Here is a 24,804-nt window from a genome sequence, read left to right on the forward strand (position 1 = left end):
GCCCGCTGATTGAGTTTTGACCCTAAAGCGGAATGCGTTTGGATTGAACCGGCATTCCGCTCTATCTCTTTGCTTCAGCCGTATTTGTTCGACGCCAAGTGGTTCCACTGGCTGCAAAATGCCCGACGTGGAACACTCTGCCGGGCTGGTTTGAGCCGAATCCATCGGGCTTCGGCGGTCGGCGAGCAAACGGGCAAGGATCGGCCCCGCTGCGGTCTTATCAGCGGCCACGAAGCTGTCGACGGAACAGCCGCATGGTCTTCACTCAGCGCGACCGCGCGCGATGCCCATTGGCTCGTATCGCCGGTCAGCGCGTCGGAACGGGATGCTCGCCGCGATAGTCGTAGAAGCCGCGTCCGGTCTTGCGGCCGAGCCAGCCGGCCTCGACATATTTCACCAGCAGCGGGCAGGGGCGGTATTTCGAATCCGACAGGCCGTCATGCAGCACCTGCATGATCGACAGGCAGGTGTCGAGGCCGATGAAATCGGCAAGCTGCAGCGGTCCCATCGGATGGTTGGCGCCGAGCCGCATGGCGGTGTCTATCGCGTCGACCGAGCCGACCCCTTCATAGAGCGTGTAGATCGCCTCGTTGATCATCGGCAGCAGGATGCGGTTGACGATGAAGGCCGGAAAATCCTCCGAGACGGTAATCGTCTTGTCGAGATGGTTCACATAGGCCTTTGCCGCTTCGAAGGTCTGGTCCTCGGTGGCGATGCCGCGCACCAGTTCGACCAGCTTCATCACTGGAACCGGATTCATGAAATGGATTCCGATGAAACGCTCCGGCCTGTCGGTCTGCGCGGCGAGGCGTGTGATCGAGATCGACGAGGTGTTCGTCGCCAGGATAGCTTCCGGATTGAGCTGCGGACAGAGCTGGGCGTAGATCTTGCGCTTGACCGTCTCGTCCTCGGTCGCTGCCTCGATCACCAGATCGGCACCGGCAAGGTCGGCCATGGCCGGTGCTGCCGAAATGCGCGCCATCGCCTCGTTGCGCAGTTTTTCCTCGAGCTTGCCGGAGCCGACCTGGCGGGCCATGTTGCCGCTGATCGTGGCGATGCCCTTTTCGATGCGCTCGGATGAGATGTCGTAAACCAGCACCTTGTAGCCCGCAAGCGCGGACACATGGGCGATGCCGCCGCCCATCTGGCCCGCGCCGATGATGCCGATCGTCTCGATCTTGTTCATTACACCGATCCCGTCAAAAGGCCTTTGCGGCCTGCTTTTTGTGCGGTGCAAACTAAAAGGGCGGGGCAACTTCGTCTACCCCGCCCTTCACAATTTAATACGCTTTGGCAGAAGGCGTCAAAGCGCCTTTTGCAGTTCCGGCAGTATGACGAAAAGGTCGCCGACGAGGCCGTAGTCGGCAACCTGGAAGATCGGCGCTTCCTCGTCCTTGTTGATGGCGACAATGACCTTCGAATCCTTCATGCCGGCAAGATGCTGGATGGCACCGGAGATGCCGACGGCGATGTAGAGATCGGGGGCGACCACCTTGCCGGTCTGGCCGACCTGCCAGTCGTTTGGCGCATAGCCGGCATCGACGGCGGCACGCGAGGCGCCGACGGCGGCGCCGAGCTTGTCGGCGATCGGCAAGATGACTTCCTGGAATTTTTCCGAGGAGCCCAGCGCGCGGCCGCCCGAGATGATGATCTTGGCCGAAGTCAGCTCCGGACGATCGGTCTCGGAAAGCTTGTTCTCGACGAAGCTCGACAGGCCGGGATTGACTGCGGCCTGAACCGTCTCGACCGGGGCTGAACCGCCCTCGGCTGCAGCCTGAAAGGAGGCGGTGCGCACGGTGATCACCTTCTTGGCGTCGCTCGACTGCACCGTCTGGATGGCGTTGCCGGCATAGATCGGCCGCTTGAAGGTGTCGGGCGAGACAACTTCGATGATCTCCGACACTTGCGCGACATCGAGCAGGGCTGCCACGCGTGGCGCGACGTTCTTGCCCGACGAGGTCGCCGGCGCGACGATCGTGTCATAGGCGTCGGCGATGCCGACGACGAGCGCCGCCAGCGGCTCGGCGAGACGCTCGGTGAGTTCGTCGGCTTCGGCGAGCAGCACCTTGCTCACGCCTTTGAGCTTGGCGGCGGCGTCGGCTGCGCCCTTCGCGCCCTTGCCGGCGACCAGCACATGCACGTCCGAGCCGATCTGCAGTGCAGCCGAAAGTGCCTTGGCGGTCTGGTCGGAAAGCGTCGCATTGTCGTGTTCGGCAATCAGAAGAATTGTCATCTCTCTATTCCTTGATCCACTTCAGTGGGGACGTCTCGGATTCATGTCGGGCCGAGTCGAAAACGATTGGGTTCGAGAACCGGAGCGGAGCGTACTTCACTACGTGAGCCTAGGTGAGCGGAGAAACCGGCCGTTTGCAGGCCGGCCTCATCGGATTTCATTAGAGCACGCCGGCTTCGTTCTTCAGCTTGTCGACCAACTCGGCGACGCTCTTGACCTTGACGCCCGCCTTGCGGCCGCCCGGCTCCTCGGTCTTGATCACCTTCAGCCGTGGCTTGACGTCGGCGCCGTAATCAGCGGGAGATTTCTCGTCGAGCGGCTTCTTCTTGGCCTTCATGATGTTGGGCAGCGACGCATAGCGCGGCTGGTTTAGGCGAAGATCCGCGGTGACGATCGCGGGCATCTTCAGCTCCACCGTCTGCAGGCCGCCATCGACCTCGCGCGTCACCTTGGCCTTGTCGCCATCGATAACGACCTTGGATGCAAAAGTGCCTTGCGCCCAGCCCAGAAGTGCGGCCAGCATCTGGCCGGTCTGGTTCGAATCGTCATCGATCGCCTGCTTGCCGAGAATGACGAGACCGGGCTTTTCCGCCTCGACCACGCCCTTCAGCACCTTGGCGACGCCCAGCGGCTCGGTCTGCTCGTCGGTCTTGACCAGGATGGCGCGGTCGGCGCCCATGGCGAGCGCGGTGCGCAAGGTCTCCTGCGCCTGCTGCGGCCCGATCGAGACAACGATGATCTCCTCCGCCTTGCCGGCCTCCTTCAGCCGGATCGCCTCTTCGACCGCGATCTCGTCGAACGGGTTCATCGCCATCTTGACGTTGGCGAGTTCCACCGCCGAACCGTCAGCCTTCACACGAACCTTCACATTCGCATCCACAACCCGCTTCACGGGCACAAGGATCTTCATTTGCCTGTCACCTCTTTCACGATAGCCACCTCTTTCAAGATAGTCACCTCTTTCAAGATCGTCGCGCGCGCTATAGCAGTGCGCGCCTCTTCAGAGTTGTCGAAAGCCGACATTCCGGACGGAATTCTGGTCTCCGACCGTCTAAAGCGCGTCGCATTTGACCGGCCTCACGCGCGACGCGCTTCAGGTTGTGTGTCTTATGCATGTCGTTATCGCAAGACCGCTGCACAGTTTTGCGCGACATGCATTCGTGTGGGAAAGCTTCCGTAGTTGCGGCGACCCCGCGCGTCAATATCCGGTGCGCGCCCAAATCATCCGCGCCGCACTCAAATCGGTTCAGTCCGTACTGGAGGCGCTTCCCCGTCCCCAGTGCGGCGCCGGCTGCGCCGGCAGCGGCTCGCCTGGCGCGGGCTCTGCCGCAACAGGCATTTGGCCGGCCACCACCACTGCCTCTTCGTCCGCGCCGGCAAGCAGTGGCACGGCGCGGTTGCGCAGGATGAGCACCAGCACGGCCCCGGCGATGATGCCGCCGACATGACAGGCCCAGGAAATCTGATCCTCGCCACCGGCGGCGAACATCACGATCTGGAACAGGATCCACAGGATGAGCGGGATGAAGGCCGGGATGCGCAGCGGGATGCGGGCGAAGGCCAGCACCCATACCTTCACCCTGGGATAGAGGATCAGATAGGCGGCGACCACGCCGGCAATGGCGCCTGAGGCGCCGATCAGCGGGACCTGCGAGTTCCACGCGATCAGGCCCTGGAAGAAGGCGCCGGCGATGGCGCAGAGCAGGTAGAAGATGAGAAAGCGGATGTGACCGAGCGCGTCCTCGACATTGTCGCCGAAGACCCAGAGGAACAGCATGTTGCCGCCGAGATGGAAAATATCGGCATGCAGGAAGGAATAGGTGACGTAGCTCAGGCTCTCCGGGATCACGACAAACTGCGGAGCCAGTTCGGCGCTGTCGTGGACGACCGACGGGATGAAGCCGAGGCCCAGCACAGCGGCGTTGGTGAACTGCTCGCCACCAAGCGCGGTGGCGAAGTAGATGAGCGTATTGAACGCGATCAGGCCGATCGTGACATATTGCTGCTTGATGTGGCGCAGCCGGTTGGTGTCATAAAGCGGGATGAACATCGGACCCCCTCCCGCCTCGGCAGATTCAGCGGTTCTTGCCGGGAACCCATAGCACGTCGGCGTTTCCATTGTCATTGACCGCGCGTGCGGCGACGAACAGAAAGTCCGACACGCGGTTGATGTATCTTATCGCCTCGCGGCTGACGTGCTCGCCTGGGGCCTGCGTCAAATCCACCATGATGCGCTCGGCTCGCCGCGCCACCGTGCGGGCGAGGTGAAGGGCCGCCGCTGCCGGCGTGCCGCCGTTGAGCACGAAGGATTTGAGCGGCTGCAAATCCTTGTTGAGCAGGTCGATGTCCTTTTCGACGCGGTCGGTCTGCACGGCGGTGATGCGCAGCGGCTCATAACCGAGCGGCTTGCCGTCGTCCGGCACCGCCAGATCGGCGCCGAGGTCGAAAAGATCGTTCTGGATGCGGCCGAGCATCGCGTCGATCGCAGGATGTTTTGCCGCGGTGTGGATGCGGGCCATGCCGATGCAGGCATTGGCCTCGTCGATCGTGCCATAGGCGTCGATGCGCAGATCGGATTTCAGCCGCCGCTCGCCGGTGCCAAGGCCGGTGGTGCCGTCGTCGCCGGTGCGGGTGTAGATCTTGTTGAGCTTGACCACGCTCCGCCTCCTAAAAGCCCTCACTTGCGGGTGAAATACACCGCCAGCATGATCAGCACCAATGCCACGAACTGCAGCAGCACGCGCGTCTGCATCAGCTTGTTGGAGGTCATGCCGGAGCCGCCGCGCATCATGTTGATGAGGCCGCGGATCAGCACGATCACCACGGCGACCATGACGAGGACAGCGAGGATGTTGAAGACGGTTGCCATAGTGTGTTTCCAGTCGATTGCGTTCAGGCGCGTTTGGCAAGCAGGCGGTAGAGCATTGATGCCGGCAGGATGCGTTTGAGGACAACGCCGATCCTGGCCGGCACCGTTACCACATAATGCGGACGCGGGCGCCGCGACAGAAGCGCATGGCGCAAGGCGGCATGAACCACCTCCGGCCCGGGCTTCAGCCGTGACGTGCTGCCGCCGGCCTGCAGCCGTTGCAGCTGCGCCTCGTAGGCGAGGCGGTGGACGGAATTCTCACGGTCGATATTGCTGAGAAACCACACAAGGCCGTTGCTGGCGATCTTCGATGTCACCGGCCCCGGCTCGATCAGCGAGACATGGATGCCGCTGCCCTGGAGTTCCTGATGCATGCATAGCATCAGCCCTTCGATCGCGTGCTTCGACGCCGAATAGGCGCCGCGAAAGGGCAGCGGCGCCAGGCCGAGGATCGAGGAGCAGTGGACAAGACGGCCATGGCCTTGGCGGCGCATCACCGGCACGACACGGCGGGTGAGGTCATGCCAGCCGAAGACATTCGCCTCGAATTGCTCCCTGAGCGCTGCCACCGGCAGGTCCTCGACGGCGCCGGGCTGGGCGTAGGCGCCGTTGTTGAACAGGGCATCGAGCCGTCCGCCTGTCCGCTCCAGCACCGACGCCACCAGCGTCTCGATGGATTCCGGTTCGCGGTAGTCCAGATAGAAAGCCTCGATGCCATCGGCCTCGAGGGCGGCGATGTCCTCCGGCTTGCGTGCCGTCGCGAACACCCGCCAGCCTTCCGCCTTCAGCGCCCGGGTGCAATAGGCGCCTATCCCGGAAGAAGCTCCGGTGACGATGATGGTGCGCAACTTTTCTCCGGGAGGAAGCGTTGTTTGAGCCAGGCTTGCCATTTGCTGCAATCCCTTCCCATATTCGCGGCGTCGAGACAATCGAAGGGAACGCGGTTCTTGTTGCGGAAGATCGTAGCCCTCAAACGCGTGCTCTATGACGCGTTCGGCCATTTCGATGCAGACGATGGCTGGGCAATGGCCAGTCATCTGGCGATCACGGCGCTGATGGCGCTATTCCCTTTTCTGATTTTCGCCACGACGCTGGCCAGCTTCCTCGGCGCACAGGCCTTTGCCGACACCGCCGTGCACCTCGTCTTCGACACCTGGCCCGAGCAGATTGCCAAGCCGATCGCGCGCGAGGTGCTCAATGTGCTCACCGTGCAGCGCACCGACTTATTGACCTATGGCGTGCTGCTTGCCGCCTTCTTCGCCTCGAACGGCATCGAGGCGCTGCGCACCTCGCTTAACCGCGCCTACCGCGTTTCCGAAACGCGCGGCATCATCTACCGCCGGGTGCAGAGCATCGCATTCGTGCTGATCGCCACGGCAGGTTTTCTGGTGATCAGCGTGCTTCTGGTGTTTGCGCCGTTGCTGGCGCGGCTGGCCGAGGCCAATTTCGAATGGGTAAAACCCTATATGGGAACGATCACGCTGTGGCGTTACATCATCGCCTCGATCGTCATCGTCGGCGGGCTGTTCGCGGTGCATTACTGGCTGCCTGCGGGCAAGCGCCGCTTCGTATCGATCATACCGGGCATCATCTTCACGCTGATTGCCTGGCTTATCGGATCGACCATCTTCGCCGCCTATCTCGACCGTTTCTCGTCCTATGTGACGACCTATGCCGGCCTTGCCTCGATCATGGTCGCGGTCGTCTTCCTCTATATGGTCTCGGCGATCTTCATCCTCGGCGGTGAGCTCAATGCCGCGATCAGCCGCTATCTGGAGGCACGCGCCCGAGTTGGCTGATCCTTGTTTGAGCATGATCTCCAGCGAAACCGGTTCCCGCCGACCTTTTTGGGATCATGCTTTGGTCGGCTGAGCGGTTGCCAGCCCGACGCCGAGGGTCGCGATCGCCATGCCGACGACCTGGACCAGGTTCAACTGTTCGCCGAACAGTATCCAGGCGATCACCGCGGTGACGGCCGGGACCAGATAGAACAGCGAAGCGACTTTCGACATTTCGCCGCCGCGGATCATCACCATCAACAGGAAGATGGCGCCGATCGACAGCACCAGCACCAGCCATGCCATGGCGAAGATCAACTCGCCGTTGACGACGACGGTTCGCGTCTCGAAAGCGAGCGAGGCGAGGACCATCACCGATGCACCGCCGACATATTGCCAAGTGGTGGCCGCCACCAGATCACCGCCGGAGGCGAAGCGCTTCTGCCAGATCGTGCCGGCGCTCATGCCAAGCACCGAGACAAGCGAGGCGGCAAGCGTTTCGGCCGTCACGCCGCCGCCGAGCGTTCCGAGCTTCGGCCAAAGCACGATGATCACGCCGGCAAGTCCTATGGCCAGGCCTGCCCAATGGCGCGGCAGGATCGCCTCGCCGAGATACCGGCCGGCCATCACCGCGGTGATCAGCGGCTGCAGCCCGACGATCAAGGCCGATAACCCGGCCGGCATGCCCCTGTGGATGGCCCAGAACACGCCGCCGAGATAGACCCCATGCATCAGGATGCCGGCGCCGCTGGCGTGAAGCGCCTCCTTGCGCGTCGCTCGCCTGGAGCCTAGCGCTGCCATCAAGGCGGCCAACAGGACGGCGGCCAGAACGAAGCGCGCGGCCAGGAAGGTGAAAGGCTCGGCCCACGGCATGGCATAACGCGCGCCAATGAAGCCGGTCGCCCACAAGACGACGAAGGAGGCGGGGATGAACCGCTTGACGCTGTGCATTTTTGAAAGGCTGCCGCGTTTGGTGAGAGTTGACCGGGCGATGCTCTAATGCGGTTCAACCCGACACGCAAAACCAAACGATTGATCCATAGGCTTATCCGAGTTGAAGACGATCGTGACTCCGCCGAAGAATGCAGCGGCTCGGATAAATGCTGATCTGTAGTGATCCTTCGCGCCCCCCTCTGTCCTGCCGGACATCTCCCCCACTTGGGCGGAGATTGGCAGCTTCGCTGACGGCGCCTGTTCATCAACGTTGGACATTGGCGAAAGCCGCAATGACGGCCGATCTCCCCCTTGTGGGGGAGATGTCCGGCAGGACAGAGGGGGGCGCCTCGCTCTGCCATCAAAGGTTCTGTACGTCGTGACGCTCTGATGTACGGAATGGATTAAATCCCAACCAGCCGCCGGACGTTATCCGGTGATGCGCCGACCTCGCGCAAGGCGGCAAGGCTCGTATCCCCGAAACTCTTCGACAGCTTTCGACCGTCCGGGCCGAAGACTAGGCGATGGTGGAAGTAGCCTGGTTGCGGCAGGCCGAGGATCTCCTGGAGCAGGCGCTGCACGCCGGTGGCGGAATAGAGGTCCTGGCCGCGCACCACATGGCTGATCCCCTGCAGCGCGTCGTCGACGACGACGGCGAGATGATAGCTTGTCGGGATTTCACGGCGCGCCACGATCACGTCGCCCCAGTCCTGCGGCCGGGCTTTCACCGCACGTGTTGCGGAAAGCCTCTCATCCGAAAATTCCAGCCATGACAGGTCTGTGCCGACGCGCGCCATCGCAGCATCGACGTCGAGCCGCCAGGCGAAAGGCGTATTCTCGGCCATCAGTCGCTGGCGTTCCCTCATCGGCAACGCCTTGTCGACGGCGGGATAGAGCGGCACCCCGTCCGGGTCGCGCGGCCAGTCGCGGCCGCACTTTTCGCTGTCGGCAATGAAGGCGCGGATTTCGCCACGGCTCATGAACGCCGGGTAGACGAGCTCTTCCCTGATCAGCCGATCGAGCACCGCTTGATAGTCCGAAAAATGCTCGGACTGACGGCGCACCGGTCCTCCCCAGCCAAGCCCGAGCCATTCCAGGTCGCGAAAAATGCCGGCCTCGAATTCCGGCGTGCAGCGCGTCGTGTCGATGTCCTCGATGCGCAGCAACAGCCGCCCGCCGGTTGCGCCGGCCAATTTTTGATTGAGCAGCGCCGAATAGGCGTGGCCGAGATGCAGTTCGCCATTCGGGCTCGGCGCGAAACGGAATGTCAGGAGTGTCATCGTTCGGCGGCAATCGGGTTGTGCGGCGCTTTCGCCAGTTGCTACTTTGCGCTGATTATCAATTGCCACTTTGCGCTTGGTTCTGGAACAGAAAACATGCAACGCATCGCCACGCTCGACGACATTTCGCAAGGGCTCGACGCGCTCTGCCGGCTCGACCCCCGCCTTGAAAAGGTGCGGGGCATGGCCGGTGAGGTGCCGCTTCGGCTGTCCGAGCCGGGGTTCAGAAGCCTTGCCTCGATCATCGTCTCGCAGCAGGTTTCCCGCACCAGCGCCGACGCCATCTTCGGGCGGCTGACAAAACTCGTCGATCCGCTGACCCCGCAGGCAATCCTTGCCGCCGACGAAGCCATTTTTCGCGAGGCCGGACTGTCGCGGCCGAAGCAGCGCGGCCTGATCGCCGTCGCCCAGGCGGTGGTCGACGGCCTCGACCTCGATCAACTCTGCTTGCTCGATGCCACGCAGGCGATCACGGCGATGACCAAGGTGTCAGGCATCGGCCCATGGACGGCGGAAGTCTATCTTCTGTTCGCCGCCGGCCACCCCGACGTCTTCCCGGCATGCGACGTTGCCCTGCAGAGCGCGGTCGGTCACGCGCTCGGCATCGACCCGCGTCCGCCCGAGAAAACGCTGATCAAGCTCGCCGAATCATGGAGTCCGTGGCGCGGTGTCGCATCACGGCTTTTTTGGGCGTATTATCGTGAGACCCGGGGCAGGGACGCCGCGCCCCCTAGCTCAATCCGCAAAAAAGCATGAAAATCATGCATTTTTAGCGCTTCGATTGATCGACAAGCCGCTTCACATCCCTGTCATGTCGGGCTTACAGTATCCGCGCCGACAGGCTACAGCGCCGCGCATCCGGTTGGGTGCGCAAAGGACGCCGTAGGACTTTTTGAAGCCGCGCATGATCCTTTCCGAAAATCGAACCGATTTCGGGGTCATGCGCTGAACCAAGGAGGTCAATGACGTGACGGTTGCCGTATCTCCGGATGGGCTTCCAGCACTGGTGCTGAACGCGGATTACCGTCCGCTCAGCTATTACCCCCTGTCGCTCTGGTCGTGGCAGGACGCCATCAAGGCGGTGTTCCTCGAGCGGGTCAACATCGTCGCCGAATATGAGCACGCGGTGTCGTCGCCGACCTTCTCGATGAAACTGCCGAGCGTCGTCAGCCTGAAAGCCTATGTGAAGCCATCGCGGCATCCGGCCTTCACCCGCTTCAACGTCTTCCTGCGCGACCGTTTCCAGTGCCAGTATTGCGGCACGCCGGAGGATCTGACCTTCGACCATGTCGTTCCCCGCCACCGCGGCGGCGCGACGACGTGGGAGAATGTCGTCGCCGCCTGCTCACCCTGCAATCTGAGGAAGGGCGGCATGATGCCGGCGCACGCCAAGATGTGGCCGCTGCAGAAGCCTTTTCAGCCGACGGTGCACGATTTGCACAACAATGGCCGCCTGTTCCCGCCCAACCATTTGCATGAAAGCTGGATGGATTATCTTTACTGGGATGTCGAACTCGAACCATAGAGTTCGGCAGAAATCCGCCATGCCGGTCGCCTGACGCAGCTTTCTGCGCTTCCGGTGCTCACGTACTGTAAGTACGCTCCGCTCCGGTTCTCGAAACCCACGTCATGCGCTCCGGCCCTACGAATTTCTGGACGAACTCTGCGCTGTGCCGCTCAGTCGCGTGCAAAGGCGCCGCGAAAGGCGATGACGGCCAGGACAAAACTGGCGATGGCGTTCCAGCCGGCCAGCGACAGGCCGAGGATGCGCAGTGCCGCCTTGTCGCAGGAGGGCGGGACGAATTGGTCGAGGGCGTCGAGCACGCCCTTGCCACCGGTGTCGATCGGTCCGGCAGCCGCCGCACAATCGGTCGGCCCCGGCCACCATGCCCATTCGACGCCGGAATGATAGACGCCGAGATAGACGCCGTAGACCATCAGCAGGCCGCCGACGGCCAGCAGGCCGCGTGTCAGCCAAGCCGGCCAGCGCAAGGTCGACGCAAGCGCCGCCAGCAGCATCAGCGGCACGCCGATGTAATAGGGGGTGCGTTGCTCGAGGCAGAGCTTGCAGGGGATGTAGCCGCCGAGATGCTGGAAGGCCAGCGCCGAGCCGACGGTGGCGGCCATGGCGGCGGCGAGGAACAACGCCGTCCGCATGCGCTGGCGTCCAGTGTGGGCATTCACGGTCGCTGTCATCGATCTGCCGTTCGCCTTCTTTTGAGCATGATCCAGAAAACCGGTTCCCACTTTTTGCTACGCTGACCTTCGGTTCGGGATCGTGCTCTAAAACGCGTATTTGACGACGATATAGAGCGAAATCAGGGCAGCGGCGGCGGCGCCGGCGATCATGCCGAGGCGCTTTTCGATGAACTCGCGGATCGGTTCGCCATAGCGGCGCAGCAGCCAGGCGAGGAACAGGAAGCGGGCGCCGCGCGCCACGATCGCCAGCACGATGAACAGCAGCAAAGGCGTGCCGATGACGCCGGACAGGATCGTCACCACCTTGATCGGCGGCAGATGGGCGAGGCCGGAGGTGATCAGCATCAGGACGATGAATCCTGTGCCCGCCGAGACGCGTAGTGTCTCGAAGTCGTCATACTTGCCGTAGAATTCAAGGATCGGCCGCGCCACCGTGTCATAGGCATAGTGGCCGATGTACCAGCCGGCTATGCCACCCAGAACGGAGGCCAGCGTGGCGACCAGCGCGTAGCGATAGGCGCGATCCGGCCGCGACAGCGCCATCGGCAAATAGAGCACGTCGGCCGGCACGAGAAATACCGAGCTTTCGACAAAAGCGATGAAGGCCAGCCACCATTCGGCGGATTTCTTCGCCGCCAGCGACAAGGTCCAGTCGTAAAGTCCGCGAAGCATCGGCACTCCTGATGCACGTCGCCCAAAAAGCGCAGCGCCTTTGGGACAACAATGCATAAAAACCAAGATCAAAAGCGCGCCACATCAATCTCTCCAGACGCGGTGCGCTTCAATGCGCTGCCTGTCTAGAAAGATTTTCTGCGCCGCACAATGGCCGCCGCTTCACGAAATCGAAAGGCCGCGGCCGAGCGAAGGCCACATGCCTGGAATTGGCCACCCCGAATTGGCCAGTTGACGAACAGGCCTCCAACCGTATAGTCCGCGCCCATCCAGGCCGCCCGGCCTGAGCCCCTATGGCGGAATTGGTAGACGCGCTCGACTCAAAATCGAGTTCCGCAAGGAGTGCTGGTTCGATCCCGGCTAGGGGCACCATTTCCCACCCGAGAACGTTGGAAAGCTCGGTGGGAGGTCATCCCAGGCGCAACTTGGGACAGCTGCAATTGAGGCCGGGCCATTGCGTACTAAGTCGCCCTCACATCGGCCCCGGCACCATCTTGGTCGGCTGCTCCGGCATCGGAAACGCGTAATTGTCGCATTTCACGTCAGGGTTCGTCGGGCTGAACATTCCGAGCGGGTTGTCTTTGAACAGCCAGGCGTGAAGATCGTAATGGTAGAACTCCGTCGGAATAAGCGGATAATGCCCCTCCATCGGCCCCTGGAACGTCTGTCCAAACAGTTTCGGCGGCTCCTTGGTGTCGGGCGTCAGCGGAACAAGCCATTCCACGGCCACCAGGCGCAAGCCGCCGTCGAACGGCTCATAGATAAGGACATTGGGGCGCGTCGGATCTGGTGTCGGGCTGACGCTCGCGACGTTGACGAAATGAATGCCCATCGCGCCCTTAGGGTAATCCATAGCTCCAGCCACTTTTTCGCCGCTGTAATAAACGCATCCGACTGTCGACAGATAGAGGTCGCGGATGGCGGCCTTGTAGTCTTCGTACTTGGATAGCGATTTTTTCAGGGCCTCGATCTCGGCCTTGTCTGGCTCGGCGGCCTGACCTGCGGCCGCAGTCAGGCAGGCGCCGATGAGGCCAGCCAAAGCGAGAATGCTGCGACGCTTGAAGTGAGTTGTTTTCGTCATGCGTTCCTCCCGGATTTTTGTTCTGGCCCTGCGACGGCAATGATGCTGGTTGCGCGGCCGAGATTGTCTCCGATGCTAATCCTTTCCGCTGTTCGGGAGAATTAACCCTCATGACCTAGGTCCACAGGGGATTTGGTTCTTCGACTGAGCCTGAAGGGGACTGTCGACGGTCCGCTGCCGACCGGCCTGCGGCTGCCAATCTCCCACGCTGGTGATTAGCCGTAAGCCCCTGCGCCTTCGTCATTCCCAGGCCGGACCAAGGAGCTAAGCGTTGCGGCGGCGCGGTAGACCAGGTGATGGTCCTGGATGATGCGCCGCGCCCACCAGCCGGCGCTGCCCCTCTCTTCCTTCTCCCCTTTTGTGGGAGAAGGTGGATTGGCGCGCAGCGCCACGACGGTTGAGGGGTGCTGGACGGAGCGCAGTCGGTGCCAAGCTGGAGCACCCCTCATCCGACCGCTTCGCGGCCACCTTCTCCCACAAGAAGGGGAGAAGGGAGAGCAGCCTTTGCCCTACCGCCGTCCCAGCAAGCTCTTCACCCGGTTGCGCAACAGGCGCGCCATGTTGAGGGTTTCGCGATAGAGGTGGATCTGCGACGCCGCCTGGCGGGCGAGGCGGTCGGCGTCCGGCGTCAGGCCGATGACCAGCGTGCCGATCGGCCTGCGCTCCATCCACAGCCGGCTCATCACCGGATGGTCGGGCACGGCGCAGGAATCGCTGATCATGATGTTGGGGTCGTCGAGATGCTGCCTGGTCACCTCGATCATCAGCAGCGTGCCCGGCGAATAGGCGGCGAGCGTCTCGTCATAGGCCGTCTTCCAGGTGTAGGCGACGCCGGCCTCGACAAAGACGATCAGGCTGGCGATGGTGCGGTCATCGAGCGTCAGCGAATGGATGCGGCACAGATCCCGTTCGGCCAGCCGGTGCACGGCCTCGCGGGCAAAGGCGGCGCGGTAGCGGTCGATGGCCATGGCGGTGCGCTCGCGGCCTTTCCAGCCGGCGGCCTCGAGCGTCAAAAAACGCTCGATGGCATGGCGGATGTTTTCCGGTCCGCGCGCCACCAGATGCTCCAGCCTGCCGAGGTCGGCGAGGCGGCGCTTCAGGCGGCGGAACTCGCGATAATGGTGCGAGCGCAGCGAGGCCTTCAGATACTCATCGCCGTCGATCTCGCTTTCGAGCATCGGGCGTTCGGCCTTGCCGGTGGTGACCAGCGTCAGGCCACGCGTCTCGGCGACGGTGGCCAGCAGGCTGGCCACCGGGCCGTCGAGCCGGATGTCGGGCAGCACGAAGACTTTTGGCAGTTTGAGATGCGGCCGCGACAGCATCGCGAAGAAATCCTCGATGACGCCGACGGGATCGTCACGGTCGACCAGCGGCGTGCCGATCGGCCCGAACGGGCTCGACCATGTGCGCATCACCCGCACGCCGAGCGGCGTCGCCGGCCGCTCCACCGAGAACGGCACCAGCAAGCGCAGCCGGTTGCGGTATTCGTCGCCGTCGCGGATGACCGCCAGCCGCACCTCGCGGTCTTCCAGTCGCGGCATGGCGGGTGCCAGGAAGCGCGGATTGAAGAAGACGTTGGGCTCGATCGTGCGGGCGCAGAGAAAGTCGAGTTCCTCGACCAGGTCGAAGCCGGCGGAGGCGGCGTAAATAGCCAGTTTGCGCTGGGGCCGGCCGTTGGCCAACAATTCGATTTGGGCGGGGTCGGCTTCGCGCGCGAGCCCGGCGAGGCCCGACACCAGGGCGCCGGCCGGGCCGCCGCTGGTTTCCTCGAGCAACGGGATGGCGGCCATCAGGCGGCTCCTTTGGCGGCTACGAAGATGACCATGACGATGCCGAGCCTGCGCCAGACCGTGAAGGCCAGCGCGCCGGCCTCGAAGATCATGGCAAAGGCGGTGGCCATCGCCGCGCCCCACAGGCCGAAAAGCGGGATCAGCACCAGACTGAGGCCGATGTTGAAGGCCAGCGTCATGGCGTAGACGGCGGCGCAGATGTTCTGGTTGCCGCTCATGGTGAGCAGGCTTTCGCAGGGGCCGACGGCGGCGCGGGCGACGACGCCGACGACCAGCAGGAACAACAGCGGGTAGCCGGCAACGAATTCAGGCCCGAACAAGCTCAGCATCGGCTCGCCCAGCACCAGCACCATCAGCGCCATCAGCAGCGATGGCCAGAACGTCCACGACACGGTTTCGCGGGCGAAGGCGGCTAGTTTTTCGGGCTCGCCATGGGTGAATTGCGCGTAGCGCTGGGCAACGCCCGCCTTGACCGCAAAATAGACGAAATGCACCAGCGCCAGCGTCTTGACCGTGGCGAAATAGACGGCGACGTCGTTAGGGTTCATATAGGCGCCGACCATCAGCACGTCGGCATTGGTGAGCAGGAAAAAGAAGCCTTCGACCAGGAAGATCGGCAGCGACACGAGGAACCACTGCGCGAAATGCAGCTTCATCGGCCCGGCCGAAACATTCCTGTCCATCCGCGCGGTGATGCCGATGAGCTGGCCGAGCGTGGTGGCATAGGCGGCGGCGATCGAGGCGAAGATCGCCGTCCTGGCGTCGGCCGCAAAGCCGACCAGAAGCATCAGCGCCATCAGCGCCAGGATCAGCACCGGCCGCACCAGATAGGTCGGCGCCAGCGCAAACAGCGCCCATGAGTTGGCCCGCGCCAGCCCCTGGAGCAGGTCGGACATGGCGATCATCGGCATGCAGATGAGGCCGAGAATGAACGGCACGACATAGTAGTTCTCGATAAAGGGCGAGAGCAGCCAGACGCCGAGCGCGCCCAGCCCGGCGATCGCCGTCGAGGCAACCAGCACGAACAGGCGGCTGGTCAGCACGATGCCGCGCAGTTCGGCCAGCATGTTGCGCTCGCGATATTCGGGAATGAAGCGGATGACAGAGGTGTGGAAGCCGAGGCAGGCGAGGTTGCCGACGATGACCATCGTCACCCAGACAAGGACAAAAATGCCGTATTCGAACGAGCCCATCCAGCGCGCCATCAGCACCTGGCTGACGAAGGCGATGACGGCGCTGACGATGCGGATGGAAAAGGCAATCAGCGACATGCGGCTGGCTTCGCCGCGCTCGTCGGCGGTGAACAGCACGGCATCGACGCGGGTAAGCAGCGGCTTTGCGCGCAGCGCAAGGCGCTGCGGCAGGAACCGCCCGGCTGTCGTCGCCGCGGAAAAGCGCACCCTGATTACACTCCGTTTTCCGCCTCTTTCTGGCTCTGCGTCTAACGAAAACACATTAAGAAACGGTTGGGTGGAGAGGAGGGAGTGCTCCCTTCTCCCCGTTCACGGGGAGAAGGTGCCGGCAGGCGGATGAGGGGCAGCGCGAGCGGACGAAAGGTTGGCGCTACTTATACGCTTTCACGAGGGCAGGCCGGCAGGACAGCACCCCCCTCTGGCCGCCTGATATCTCCCCCCTCAGGTGGGGAGATTGGCCAATCGCGTAGGCCGGCTCTGCCCCTCATCCGCCCTTCGGGCACCTTCTCCCCGTGAACGGGGCGAAGGAAACTTACGCGAACGCCCCGTGGCAATGCTTGTATTTTTTCCCTGACCCGCACGGGCAGGCCTCGTTGCGGCCGACCTTGCCCCAGGTGGCGGGGTTCTTGGGGTCGCGGTTTTCGGGGGCGACGGTGGCGTGGGTCTCCTGGCGAACCAGAAGTCCGGTGTCGCCGCCGTTAAAATCGTCCTCGCCGGTGGTGCCGTCGAGATGGCTGCCGAACATGTCGGGCGCCTCGGGCGGCGGCGCTTCGGCGGCTTGGCGGACCAGTTCGACGCGCATCAATTGCGCGGTGACGGCCTGGCGCAGATTGCCCAGCATCGCCTGGAACAGCTCGAACGCCTCGCCCTTGTATTCCTGCAGCGGATCGCGCTGGGCGTAGCCGCGGAAGCCGACGACCGAGCGCAGGTGGTCGAGGTTGACGATGTGCTCGCGCCACAGATGGTCGAGCGTCTGCAGCACCACGGAGCGCTCGACATAGGCCATCACGTCGGGGCCGAAGCGCTCGGCACGCTCTTTCGCGGCAGTCTCGGCGGCCTGGCTGATGCGCTCGCGGATGTCGTCCTCGGCAATGCCCTCTTCCTTGACCCAGTCCTCGACCGGCAGGTCGAGATTGAGGAATTCGGCGACCTCGGCCTTGAGGCCGGCGACGTTCCACTGCTCGGCATAGGCGTTTTCGGGAATGGCCTTGGCAACGATCTCCTCGATGACGCCCTCGCGCATCTCGGCGATGGTCTCGGACAGGCCTTCGCCGTCCATCAGTTCGAGGCGCTGCTCGAACACCACCTTGCGCTGGTCGTTGGACACGTCGTCATATTTCAGCAGGTTCTTGCGGATATCGAAGTTGCGCGCCTCGACCTTCTTCTGCGCCTTTTCCAGCGCCTTGTTGATCCACGGGTGGATGATCGCCTCGTCTTCCTTGAGGCCAAGCTTCTGCAGCATGCCATCCATGCGCTCGGAGCCGAAGATGCGCATCAGATCGTCCTGCAGCGACAGGAAGAATTTTGAGCGCCCGGGATCGCCCTGGCGGCCTGAGCGGCCGCGCAACTGGTTGTCGATGCGGCGCGACTCATGGCGCTCGGTGGCGAGCACGTAGAGGCCGCCGGCGGCGAGCGCCTTCTCCTTCAGCCGGGCGATGTCGTCGCGAATTGCCTTTTCCCTGGCGTCGCGATCGGGGCCGGCCGGCATGTCGCCAAGCTCCTCGGCGATGCGCATGTCGGCATTGCCGCCGAGCTGGATGTCGGTGCCGCGGCCGGCCATGTTGGTGGCAATGGTGATGGCGCCGGGTTTCCCGGCCTGGGCGACGATCGCCGCCTCACGCTCATGGTGGCGGGCGTTCAGCACCTCGAAATCGGTAAAACCTTCCTTGCGCAGGCGTTCGGCCAGCAGCTCGGATTTCTCGATCGAGGTGGTGCCGACCAAGGTAGGCTGTCCCTTGGCGCGGGCTTCCTTGATCTCCCTGACGATCGCCTTGTACTTCTCCTCGACGGTCCGGTAGACCTCGTCGTCCTCGTCAATGCGGATGACCGGCAGATTGGTCGGGATCTCGGTGACGTCGAGATTGTAGATGTTGGCGAATTCCTCGGCCTCGGTCAGCGCCGTGCCGGTCATGCCGGCGAGCTTCTTGTAGAGGCGGAAATAGTTCTGGAAGGTGACGGAGGCGAGCGTCTGGTTCTCCGGCTGGATCGCCACATGCTCCTTGGCCTCGAGCGCCTGGTGCAGGCCTTCCGAATAGCGGCGGCCCGGCATCATGCGGCCGGTGAATTCGTCGATGATGACGATCTCGCCGTTGCGCACGATGTAGTCTTTGTCCTTCTGGAACAGCTGGTGCGCCTTGAGCGCATTGTTGACGTGGTGGACGATGGCGACGTTCTCGACGTCGTAGAGCGACTCGCCCTTGAGCAGGCCGGCGTCACGTAAAAGGTTTTCCAGCTTCTCGGTGCCCTCCTCGGTGAAGATCGAGGTCTTCTGCTTCTCGTCGATCTCATAGTCGGCCGGCTCGAGCTTCAGCATGAAGGCGTCGATGGTGTTGTACATTTCCGAGCGGTCCTCGAGCGGACCGGAAATGATCAGCGGCGTGCGCGCCTCGTCGACCAGGATGGAATCGACCTCGTCGACGATCGCGTAGCTGTGGCCGCGCTGCACCATCTGGGCGCGCTCGTATTTCATGTTGTCGCGCAGATAGTCGAAGCCGAGCTCGTTGTTGGTGGCGTAGGTGACGTCGGCGGCATAGGCGGCGTGGCGTTCCTCGTCGGACAGGCCATGGACGATGACGCCGACGCTAAGGCCGAGGAATTTGTAGACGCGGCCCATCCACTCGGAGTCGCGTTTGGCAAGATAGTCGTTGACGGTGACGACATGGACGCCCTTGCCGGCAAGCGCGTTGAGATAGACGGGCAGCGTGGCGACCAGCGTCTTACCCTCGCCGGTGCGCATCTCGGCGATGCCGCCATTGTGCAGCACCATGCCGCCGATCAGCTGGACGTCGAACGGGCGCATGCCGAGCACGCGGCGCGCCGCTTCGCGCACGGTGGCGAAGGCCGGCACCAGGAGATCATCGAGGCTGGCGCCGTTGGCGACGTCCTGGCGGAATTTCTCCGTGCGGGCGGTCAGCTCGGCGTCGGAGAGCGCCCGCATCTCGTTTTCCATGGCGTTGATCGCTTCGACGCGCGGTCGGGTCGACTTGACCCGGCGATCGTTGGAGGAGCCGAAAACCTTACGGGCGAGACCGCCAAAACTGACCATTCAATGGTCCTTTCGATAGTATTCCAAGTCGTTACGACGGGTGCCGGCCGGCCCCGTCAAATCCACGTGAAACGCGGACGAACGCAAAAAGCGCCCGGAAAACGGTTCTGGACGCAAAGTCGTTGGACAGATAAGAGGGGGCTCAATCGATGTCAACGGCGCGCTGGCCCTGTCGACCGTGCCAAATTCCGCCACAATCCGGCTGGTCTGGAAGCCATCCCGCCCTAGCTATCCCCCATTGGAGTTAATCGTATGTCCTCATTGTTCCGCCGCGCGTCGCTCGCCAGCCTCGGCATGGCATTCGGGCTGTCGGCGCTGTCGCTGTCGCCAGCGATGGCGCAGGACACCGCGCCTGCCCAACCAGCCCCGGCCCAACCAGGTGCCCCCGCCCAACCGGCCGCGCCGGTCGATCCGAACGCCGTGGTCGCCACGATCAACGGCCAGAAGCTGACCGAGGCAGACCTTGCGCTTGCCGAAGGCGAGCTGTCGCAGCAGTTCGCGCAGATGCCGCCCGAACAGCGCCGCGCCGCGGCACTTTCGGCGGCGATCGAAATCAAGGTCATGGCCGCCCAGGCGGTCACCACCGGCCTCGACAAGGATCCCGACTTCCAGCGCCGCATGGCATTCCTGCAGCAGCGCGCCCTGCATGGCGAAATGGTCGAGAAGGATGTCGTCGGCAAGATCACCGATGCCGAGGTTCGCGCCCGCTACGACCAGGAAATCGCCAACACGCCGCCGGCCAACGAGGTGCATGCCCGTCACATCCTCGTGAAGACGAAGGAAGAGGCCGATGCGATCATCAAGCAGCTCGACGGCGGCGCCGATTTCCAGAAACTCGCCAACGAGCACACCAGCGATCCGAGCGGCAAGACCAGCGGCGGCGATCTCGGCTGGTTCGGACCCGGCCAGATGGTGCCGGAATTCGACAAGGCGGTCTTCGCGCTGGCGGTCGGCAAATACACCGAGCAGCCGGTGCAGTCGCAGTTCGGCTGGCACGTCATTCAAGTCGAGGACAAGCGCGCCAAGCAGCCGCCGGCCTTCGACCAGGTCAAGGACCAGGCCCGCCAGGCAGTCATCCGCGACAAATATATCGCGCTGGTCAAGTCGCTGCGCGCCGAGGCCAAGGTCGAAATCCCGGACGAGAAGCTGAAGAAGACGGTCGACGCGCTGGAAAACACCAAGTAGTCTAGGGCGCCGTCGCATGTGATCGTGCCAATTAATTGTTGGCGCCGGCGCCGCCCCTCATCTGCCTGCCGGCATCTTCTCCCCGTATAGTGACGGGGAGAAGGACAGCCTTCGCAAAGGATTTCGCCAATCTCCAGCGTTGCAGCAAACGTGCTGAGGTTGCGGTCAGCCCTTTCTCCCTGTCACTATACGGGGAGAAATGCCCGGCAGGGCAATGAGGGGCAGCGCCGGCGTCATCAACTGATCGCCTGATGTACCCTACGGCAGGGGCCCTGTCGCCCTACCCGGTGACGCGACCGATGACGCGTCGACGCCCCCGCCGGACTGCCGCGGGGTCGACCGAGCCGTCAGCTTCTATGCCCTTCAACACATAGCCAACTGCCCTGCGCAGCGTCGTTTCGTCTGCGTCGAGGCGATTGGTCAAAAGATGCGTCCAGGCAAAAGAGGCGACCAGGTCGGCGACGAGCGTGGCATCGACGTCGGCCGCTACTTCGCCTCTTGCCTTGGCGCGTTCGACCATCTGGCCGGTATGGGCATGGCGTCCTTTGGTGTATTCGGCAAGCACGGCGGCGACGGTTGCGTCCGACTGCGCCTCGGCGATCAGCGATCTGAAGATGCTGCCTGACGATGTTTCGCGCCAGTGCGAGAACAGGCTTTTGAGGAAGCCGACGAGATCGTCCTCGAGGTTGCCGGTGTCGGGATGGTCGACGCGCTTTAGCCGTTGATAGACGTCGAACAGCAAGGCGGCCTTGCTCGGCCACCAGCGATAGATTGTCGGCTTTCCCGCACGCGCCCGCCGCGCCACCGCTTCGATCGAGAAGCCGGAATAACCGGCCTCGACCAGAACTGCCTCGGCGGCGTCGAGAATGGCGTCGGCGCTGTCGGGATTGCGCCGCGCGCCGATCGACCTGCGCCCCGGATCCAGGCCCATCCTGTTTTCCCTGCCCATGATTTTCGTCGGCAAATCGTACACGCTTTCTCGGCGAAACGAAACGGCCCGTTTCGTGCGACTGAGCGTGTCGTTCCGATGAGAAAGGCATTTGCCCGACCATCAAACGCCCTTGCGCCGGCGCCCGCTATCGGGCAAACCGGCGTTCCCCTTGCGTTTTTCCCGCCCGAGGTCCTTCATGTCAGCCACGATTTCGCCGCTCGCGCCGAAGAAATATCCTGAAATGCCTGACATCGAGGGCGTCCGCATTGCCACCGCCGAGGCCGGGATAAAGTACAAGAACCGGACCGACCTGCTGACCATGGTCTTCGATGCCGGCACCACGGTCGCCGGCGTGTTCACCAAGTCGAAATGCCCGTCGGCGCCGGTAGATTTCTGCCGGCAGAATCTCGGGCAGGGCAAGGCGCGCGTTCTGGTCGTCAATTCCGGCAATGCCAATGCCTTCACCGGCAACAAGGGCCGAGCTTCCACGGCAATGACCGGCGAGGCTGCAGCCAAGGCTGCCGGCTGCACGCCGGACGAGGTGTTTCTGGCCTCGACCGGTGTCATCGGCGAGCCGCTGGATGCCGGCAAGTTCGGCCATCTGCTCGCCGGACTGGTCAAGGACGGCAGGCCGGATCTGTGGACCGAAGCCGCCAAGGCGATCATGACCACCGACACCTATCCGAAACTGGCGACCGCGACGGTAAAACTCGGCGGCGCCGACGTCAGCATCAACGGCATTGCCAAGGGAGCCGGCATGATCGCGCCCGACATGGCGACGATGCTCTCCTTCATCGCCACCGACGCGCCTATCGCAGCCCCCGTGCTGCAGGATCTTTTGTCGCGCGGCACCGCCAAGACCTTCAATGCGGTCACCGTCGACAGCGACACCTCGACCAGCGACACGCTGCTGATGTTCGCCACCGGCACGGCCGCCCGGCGCGGCGCCCCTGATATCACGAATGCCGGCGATGCGCGCCTCGGCGCCTTCCGCCGCGCCCTCGGCAAGGTGCTGAAAGCGCTGGCGCTGCAAGTTGTGCGCGACGGCGAGGGCGCGCGCAAGCAGGTCGAGGTCACCGTCACCGGGGCGAAATCGGCCCGCTCGGCCAAGCGCATCGCGCTGTCGATCGCCAACTCGCCGCTGGTCAAGACGGCGGTCGCCGGCGAGGACGCCAATTGGGGCCGCGTCGTCATGGCCGTCGGCAAGGCCGGCGAACCGGCCGACCGCGACCTTCTGTCGATCTGGTTCGGCGACATCAGGCTGGCGCATCAGGGCGAGCGCGACGCCGCCTACTCCGAGGAGGCGACATCGGCCTACATGAAGCGCGACGAGATCCGCATCCGTGCCGATATTGGCATCGGCCGCGGCAAGGCGACGGTGTGGACTTGCGACCTCACCAAGGAGTATGTCGCCATCAACGGCGATTATCGGAGCTGATGGCATTGGTTTCCAGACATCCGGCAAGCGTGCTTGCGATCGTGCGCCGCTACGAGGCGGCCGGCTTTCGCGCCTGGCCGGCGGCGGCCGTCCATTATGACGGCACCTGGGTGGTGCGGCTGACGGCGGGCCATCCTGCCAAGCGGCTGAATTCGGTCAACCCGCTCGATCCGGGCGACATCCAGCACATTGCCGAGCGCATCGGCCGCGCCAGCCGTCGTTTCGACGCCTATGGCCGGCCGCTGACCTTCCGCATTTCGCCGCTGTCGGGGCCGATCCTCTCCAAACATCTCGACAGCGACGGCTGGAGCACATTCGACGAATCGCTGGTCATGCGGCTGCCGCTGGCGGACGCCCAGCTCGATGCCGCCATGGACCAGATCCCGCTGAAGGACATCAGCCGCTTCATCGGCGCGGCGCTCAAGGTAAGCGGCTCGGATGTGTCGCTGCGGCCGGGCCTGTCGGAGATCATCGGCGCCATCCAGCCGGAGGCCGGGCTGTTCGCGCTCGAAGACGGCACCGAACCGCTGGCGACGCTGATCTGCGTCCATGATGGCGATCTTGCCGGGCTGTTCGAGGTCGCCACCGACAGATCGGTGCGCAACCAGGGCCATGGCCGCCACCTCATCCTGTCGGCGCTGAAATGGGCACGGCTGCGCGGCGCCCGGGAAGCCTGGCTGCAGGTCGAGGCCGACAATGCGCCGGCGCTGGCGCTCTATCGTTCGCTCGGGTTCGACGAAGTCTATCGTTACCATTATCGCCGGCCGCCCGGCGCATGACTGGCGTAAACCCTGTCGGCAAGCGCCTGCTCCTGGTCGCAGCCTGCGCGCTGGTCGATACCGACGGCCGCGTGCTTCTGGCGCAGCGCCCCGAAGGCAAGCAACTGGCCGGCCTGTGGGAATTTCCGGGCGGCAAGGTCGAGCCCGGCGAGACCCCGGAAGAATGCCTGATCCGCGAGTTGTACGAGGAGGTCGGCATCGAAACCGATATTCCCTGCCTGGCGCCGTTCACCTTCGCCAGCCATTCCTACGATGATTTTCACCTGCTGATGCCGCTGTTCGTCTGCCGTCGCTTCCGCGGCATAGCGCAGCCGAAGGAGGGGCAGGTGCTGAAATGGGTGCGGCCGCGCCAGATGCGCGATTTTCCGATGCCGCCGGCCGACGCGCCGCTGATCCAGTTTCTCATCGATCTTCTGTAATCGTGCCGTCACTGCCCGATTAAACAGCGTTAATGGAAGATTTATCTCGCTGTGAAAAATTGAGGCGTGGAAATCGTGGGAAGGCCGTGTTCAGGCCTTCGCCGGAGGGCAGTTGCATGAGCCTCGACAGGGACTGGGATTCGATCCGACCCGACCGCAGCTTCAGCGCTGTCCATGCCGGCATGGGAATATTGCGAATCACGCTTTTGTTCGGCTCGGCCGCGGTGGCGCTGGCCTTGATCGCGACGCCCCTCCTCGACAGCCGGATGCGATCCGGCCGCGACGATTTTGCCGGCGGCCTCGACAGGATGAGCACGGGGTCGGTCGGGAGCACAGGCACGGGCTCGACCGGCCGTCGTGAGACCTACACGCTTCGCAGGAGCGTGCTGCAGCCGCTGCCCACTTCGATCTGCGTGATACGCGACAATGGCCAGCGCAGCGGCGACTGCTGACACCGGCCAAAGCGGTGCTTTCATCGCCTGTTAAGCCTGTGTCATTAACCTTTCTTAACAGGTCCGCGCTAGGGTTCCGGCAAGCGGGATCGACGGCCATGAAAACATTGCTGCAACGATTTTGGGAAGACAAGACCGGCGCGACGGCTGTCGAATATGGGCTGATCGTGGCCGTGCTGTCGCTTACCATCGTAGGCGGTGTCGGCAAGGCCGCCGACGCAATCACGTGGCTGTTCAGCGACAATTCCAGCAAGCTTGTGAACGCTTTCGCGAAGTGATCACGACCGGCCACCGGGACCCGTGGCAT

General features: G+C 63.5%; 25 protein-coding genes and 1 tRNA gene. 10 read left to right on the forward strand and 16 right to left on the reverse strand.

All coding sequences use genetic code 11. The annotated features are described in order from the left end of the window. Window positions 1-307: 307 nt before the first annotated feature. The 7 genes from NMG80_RS12285 to NMG80_RS12315 all read right to left on the reverse strand — a co-directional run bounded on the left by NMG80_RS12285 (window position 308) and on the right by NMG80_RS12315 (window position 5,992). The gene (locus NMG80_RS12285) at window positions 308-1,186 is read right to left on the reverse strand and encodes a 3-hydroxybutyryl-CoA dehydrogenase (RefSeq protein WP_254018327.1); all 879 of its coding nucleotides are present in this window, start codon (window positions 1,184-1,186) and stop codon (window positions 308-310) included. Between the two features lie 117 nt (window positions 1,187-1,303). Next, window positions 1,304-2,233 (reverse strand): electron transfer flavoprotein subunit alpha/FixB family protein, encoded by a 930-nt coding sequence (locus NMG80_RS12290; protein WP_254018328.1) that lies wholly within the window; start codon window positions 2,231-2,233, stop codon window positions 1,304-1,306. A 160-nt stretch (window positions 2,234-2,393) separates the two neighbouring features. Further along, on the reverse strand, window positions 2,394-3,143 hold the full coding sequence (locus NMG80_RS12295; RefSeq protein WP_023797241.1) for an electron transfer flavoprotein subunit beta/FixA family protein: 750 nt from the start codon (window positions 3,141-3,143) through the stop codon (window positions 2,394-2,396). Between the two features lie 336 nt (window positions 3,144-3,479). Continuing rightward, window positions 3,480-4,283, reverse strand: a complete 804-nt coding sequence (locus tag NMG80_RS12300) for a rhomboid family intramembrane serine protease (protein ID WP_254018329.1) — start codon at window positions 4,281-4,283, stop codon at window positions 3,480-3,482. Between the two features lie 25 nt (window positions 4,284-4,308). Further along, entirely contained in the window at window positions 4,309-4,890 is a 582-nt protein-coding gene (locus NMG80_RS12305) for a cob(I)yrinic acid a,c-diamide adenosyltransferase (RefSeq protein WP_254018330.1), read from the reverse strand. Between the two features lie 20 nt (window positions 4,891-4,910). Then, window positions 4,911-5,102, reverse strand: a complete 192-nt coding sequence (locus NMG80_RS12310) for a twin transmembrane helix small protein (protein ID WP_023797244.1) — start codon at window positions 5,100-5,102, stop codon at window positions 4,911-4,913. Window positions 5,103-5,125: 23 nt separating this feature from the next. Continuing rightward, window positions 5,126-5,992 carry an SDR family oxidoreductase gene (locus NMG80_RS12315; RefSeq protein WP_254018331.1) on the reverse strand — a complete coding sequence of 289 codons (867 nt, stop codon included), beginning with the start codon at window positions 5,990-5,992 and terminating at the stop codon, window positions 5,126-5,128. A 57-nt stretch (window positions 5,993-6,049) separates the two neighbouring features. On the opposite strand from NMG80_RS12315, the gene NMG80_RS12320 reads away from it, so the two are divergent. Further along, entirely contained in the window at window positions 6,050-6,901 is an 852-nt protein-coding gene (locus tag NMG80_RS12320) for a YihY/virulence factor BrkB family protein (protein ID WP_254018332.1), read from the forward strand. Between the two features lie 54 nt (window positions 6,902-6,955). On the opposite strand, the gene NMG80_RS12325 is transcribed toward NMG80_RS12320, so the two are convergent. Beyond that, window positions 6,956-7,831 (reverse strand): DMT family transporter, encoded by an 876-nt coding sequence (locus NMG80_RS12325; protein ID WP_254018333.1) that lies wholly within the window; start codon window positions 7,829-7,831, stop codon window positions 6,956-6,958. A 386-nt stretch (window positions 7,832-8,217) separates the two neighbouring features. Beyond that, on the reverse strand, window positions 8,218-9,093 hold the full coding sequence (gene gluQRS, locus NMG80_RS12330) for a tRNA glutamyl-Q(34) synthetase GluQRS (protein WP_254018334.1): 876 nt from the start codon (window positions 9,091-9,093) through the stop codon (window positions 8,218-8,220). 96 nt (window positions 9,094-9,189) lie between these two features. Here gluQRS and NMG80_RS12335 point away from each other — a divergent pair, with 96 nt between their 5' ends. Together NMG80_RS12335 and NMG80_RS12340 are read left to right on the forward strand one after the other, a co-directional pair. Then, window positions 9,190-9,849, forward strand: coding sequence for a DNA-3-methyladenine glycosylase family protein (locus NMG80_RS12335; RefSeq protein WP_254018335.1), 660 nt, complete (start codon window positions 9,190-9,192; stop codon window positions 9,847-9,849). 211 nt (window positions 9,850-10,060) lie between these two features. Then, a complete protein-coding gene (locus NMG80_RS12340) occupies window positions 10,061-10,618 on the forward strand; it encodes an HNH endonuclease (RefSeq protein WP_023797250.1) in 558 nt (185 codons plus the stop codon). Between the two features lie 152 nt (window positions 10,619-10,770). Here NMG80_RS12340 and NMG80_RS12345 read toward each other — a convergent pair whose 3' ends face one another. Next, window positions 10,771-11,289 (reverse strand): disulfide bond formation protein B, encoded by a 519-nt coding sequence (locus NMG80_RS12345; RefSeq protein WP_254018336.1) that lies wholly within the window; start codon window positions 11,287-11,289, stop codon window positions 10,771-10,773. An 87-nt stretch (window positions 11,290-11,376) separates the two neighbouring features. Then, a complete protein-coding gene (locus tag NMG80_RS12350; protein WP_254018337.1) occupies window positions 11,377-11,964 on the reverse strand; it encodes a YqaA family protein in 588 nt (195 codons plus the stop codon). A 287-nt stretch (window positions 11,965-12,251) separates the two neighbouring features. Here NMG80_RS12350 and NMG80_RS12355 point away from each other — a divergent pair. Then, window positions 12,252-12,336: transfer RNA gene (locus NMG80_RS12355), tRNA-Leu, on the forward strand. Window positions 12,337-12,436: 100 nt separating this feature from the next. Here NMG80_RS12355 and NMG80_RS12360 read toward each other — a convergent pair. The 4 genes from NMG80_RS12360 to secA form a co-directional block, all read right to left on the reverse strand. Beyond that, entirely contained in the window at window positions 12,437-13,045 is a 609-nt protein-coding gene (locus NMG80_RS12360; RefSeq protein WP_436798600.1) for a hypothetical protein, read from the reverse strand. Window positions 13,046-13,554: 509 nt separating this feature from the next. Continuing rightward, complete coding sequence (locus NMG80_RS12365; protein WP_254018339.1) at window positions 13,555-14,835, reverse strand: GNAT family N-acetyltransferase; 1,281 nt, start codon at window positions 14,833-14,835, stop codon at window positions 13,555-13,557. After that, window positions 14,835-16,235 (reverse strand): lipopolysaccharide biosynthesis protein, encoded by a 1,401-nt coding sequence (locus NMG80_RS12370; protein ID WP_254018340.1) that lies wholly within the window; start codon window positions 16,233-16,235, stop codon window positions 14,835-14,837. Before NMG80_RS12370 ends, NMG80_RS12365 begins: the two co-directional genes overlap by 1 nt. A 325-nt stretch (window positions 16,236-16,560) precedes the next feature. Then, window positions 16,561-19,293, reverse strand: a complete 2,733-nt coding sequence (gene secA / locus NMG80_RS12375; RefSeq protein WP_254018341.1) for a preprotein translocase subunit SecA — start codon at window positions 19,291-19,293, stop codon at window positions 16,561-16,563. 252 nt (window positions 19,294-19,545) lie between these two features. On the opposite strand from secA, the gene NMG80_RS12380 reads away from it, so the two are divergent. Further along, complete coding sequence (locus NMG80_RS12380; protein WP_254018342.1) at window positions 19,546-20,478, forward strand: peptidylprolyl isomerase; 933 nt, start codon at window positions 19,546-19,548, stop codon at window positions 20,476-20,478. A gap of 280 nt (window positions 20,479-20,758) precedes the next feature. Here NMG80_RS12380 and NMG80_RS12385 read toward each other — a convergent pair whose 3' ends face one another. Continuing rightward, a complete protein-coding gene (locus tag NMG80_RS12385; protein ID WP_254018343.1) occupies window positions 20,759-21,409 on the reverse strand; it encodes a TetR/AcrR family transcriptional regulator in 651 nt (216 codons plus the stop codon). Between the two features lie 196 nt (window positions 21,410-21,605). Between NMG80_RS12385 and argJ the strand changes: the two genes are divergently transcribed. The 5 genes from argJ (at window position 21,606) to NMG80_RS12410 (ending at window position 24,775) form a co-directional block, all read left to right on the forward strand. Continuing rightward, window positions 21,606-22,847 (forward strand): bifunctional glutamate N-acetyltransferase/amino-acid acetyltransferase ArgJ, encoded by a 1,242-nt coding sequence (gene argJ, locus NMG80_RS12390; RefSeq protein ID WP_254018344.1) that lies wholly within the window; start codon window positions 21,606-21,608, stop codon window positions 22,845-22,847. After that, window positions 22,847-23,626: a GNAT family N-acetyltransferase gene (locus NMG80_RS12395; RefSeq protein ID WP_254018345.1), complete on the forward strand. Its 780-nt coding sequence runs from the start codon at window positions 22,847-22,849 to the stop codon at window positions 23,624-23,626. The genes argJ and NMG80_RS12395 overlap by 1 nt, the downstream gene beginning before the upstream one ends. After that, complete coding sequence (locus NMG80_RS12400; RefSeq protein WP_254018346.1) at window positions 23,623-24,045, forward strand: (deoxy)nucleoside triphosphate pyrophosphohydrolase; 423 nt, start codon at window positions 23,623-23,625, stop codon at window positions 24,043-24,045. Before NMG80_RS12395 ends, NMG80_RS12400 begins: the two co-directional genes overlap by 4 nt. A gap of 116 nt (window positions 24,046-24,161) precedes the next feature. After that, window positions 24,162-24,497, forward strand: a complete 336-nt coding sequence (locus tag NMG80_RS12405) for a hypothetical protein (protein ID WP_254018347.1) — start codon at window positions 24,162-24,164, stop codon at window positions 24,495-24,497. Window positions 24,498-24,595: 98 nt separating this feature from the next. Beyond that, entirely contained in the window at window positions 24,596-24,775 is a 180-nt protein-coding gene (locus NMG80_RS12410; protein WP_254018348.1) for a Flp family type IVb pilin, read from the forward strand. The last annotated feature ends 29 nt before the right edge of the window (window positions 24,776-24,804 follow it).

Origin of the sequence: Mesorhizobium escarrei, from assembly GCF_935825525.1 — a bacterium.
Lineage (GTDB): Bacteria > Pseudomonadota > Alphaproteobacteria > Rhizobiales > Rhizobiaceae > Mesorhizobium > Mesorhizobium escarrei.

Coding starts and splice junctions, on each gene's coding strand:
- NMG80_RS12380 (WP_254018342.1), top strand. CDS start 19,546: ATGTCCTCATTGTTCCGCCGCGCGTCGCTCGCCAGCCTCGGCATGGCA.
- NMG80_RS12395 (WP_254018345.1), top strand. CDS start 22,847: ATGGCATTGGTTTCCAGACATCCGGCAAGCGTGCTTGCGATCGTGCGC.
- secA (WP_254018341.1), bottom strand. CDS start 19,293: ATGGTCAGTTTTGGCGGTCTCGCCCGTAAGGTTTTCGGCTCCTCCAAC.
- NMG80_RS12295 (WP_023797241.1), bottom strand. CDS start 3,143: ATGAAGATCCTTGTGCCCGTGAAGCGGGTTGTGGATGCGAATGTGAAG.
- NMG80_RS12285 (WP_254018327.1), bottom strand. CDS start 1,186: ATGAACAAGATCGAGACGATCGGCATCATCGGCGCGGGCCAGATGGGC.
- NMG80_RS12345 (WP_254018336.1), bottom strand. CDS start 11,289: ATGACAGCGACCGTGAATGCCCACACTGGACGCCAGCGCATGCGGACG.
- NMG80_RS12405 (WP_254018347.1), top strand. CDS start 24,162: ATGAGCCTCGACAGGGACTGGGATTCGATCCGACCCGACCGCAGCTTC.
- NMG80_RS12300 (WP_254018329.1), bottom strand. CDS start 4,283: ATGTTCATCCCGCTTTATGACACCAACCGGCTGCGCCACATCAAGCAG.
- NMG80_RS12360 (WP_436798600.1), bottom strand. CDS start 13,045: ATGACGAAAACAACTCACTTCAAGCGTCGCAGCATTCTCGCTTTGGCT.
- argJ (WP_254018344.1), top strand. CDS start 21,606: ATGTCAGCCACGATTTCGCCGCTCGCGCCGAAGAAATATCCTGAAATG.
- NMG80_RS12315 (WP_254018331.1), bottom strand. CDS start 5,992: ATGGCAAGCCTGGCTCAAACAACGCTTCCTCCCGGAGAAAAGTTGCGC.
- NMG80_RS12400 (WP_254018346.1), top strand. CDS start 23,623: ATGACTGGCGTAAACCCTGTCGGCAAGCGCCTGCTCCTGGTCGCAGCC.
- NMG80_RS12385 (WP_254018343.1), bottom strand. CDS start 21,409: ATGGGCCTGGATCCGGGGCGCAGGTCGATCGGCGCGCGGCGCAATCCC.
- gluQRS (WP_254018334.1), bottom strand. CDS start 9,093: ATGACACTCCTGACATTCCGTTTCGCGCCGAGCCCGAATGGCGAACTG.
- NMG80_RS12310 (WP_023797244.1), bottom strand. CDS start 5,102: ATGGCAACCGTCTTCAACATCCTCGCTGTCCTCGTCATGGTCGCCGTG.
- NMG80_RS12335 (WP_254018335.1), top strand. CDS start 9,190: ATGCAACGCATCGCCACGCTCGACGACATTTCGCAAGGGCTCGACGCG.
- NMG80_RS12365 (WP_254018339.1), bottom strand. CDS start 14,835: ATGGCCGCCATCCCGTTGCTCGAGGAAACCAGCGGCGGCCCGGCCGGC.
- NMG80_RS12325 (WP_254018333.1), bottom strand. CDS start 7,831: ATGCACAGCGTCAAGCGGTTCATCCCCGCCTCCTTCGTCGTCTTGTGG.
- NMG80_RS12410 (WP_254018348.1), top strand. CDS start 24,596: ATGAAAACATTGCTGCAACGATTTTGGGAAGACAAGACCGGCGCGACG.
- NMG80_RS12290 (WP_254018328.1), bottom strand. CDS start 2,233: ATGACAATTCTTCTGATTGCCGAACACGACAATGCGACGCTTTCCGAC.
- NMG80_RS12350 (WP_254018337.1), bottom strand. CDS start 11,964: ATGCTTCGCGGACTTTACGACTGGACCTTGTCGCTGGCGGCGAAGAAA.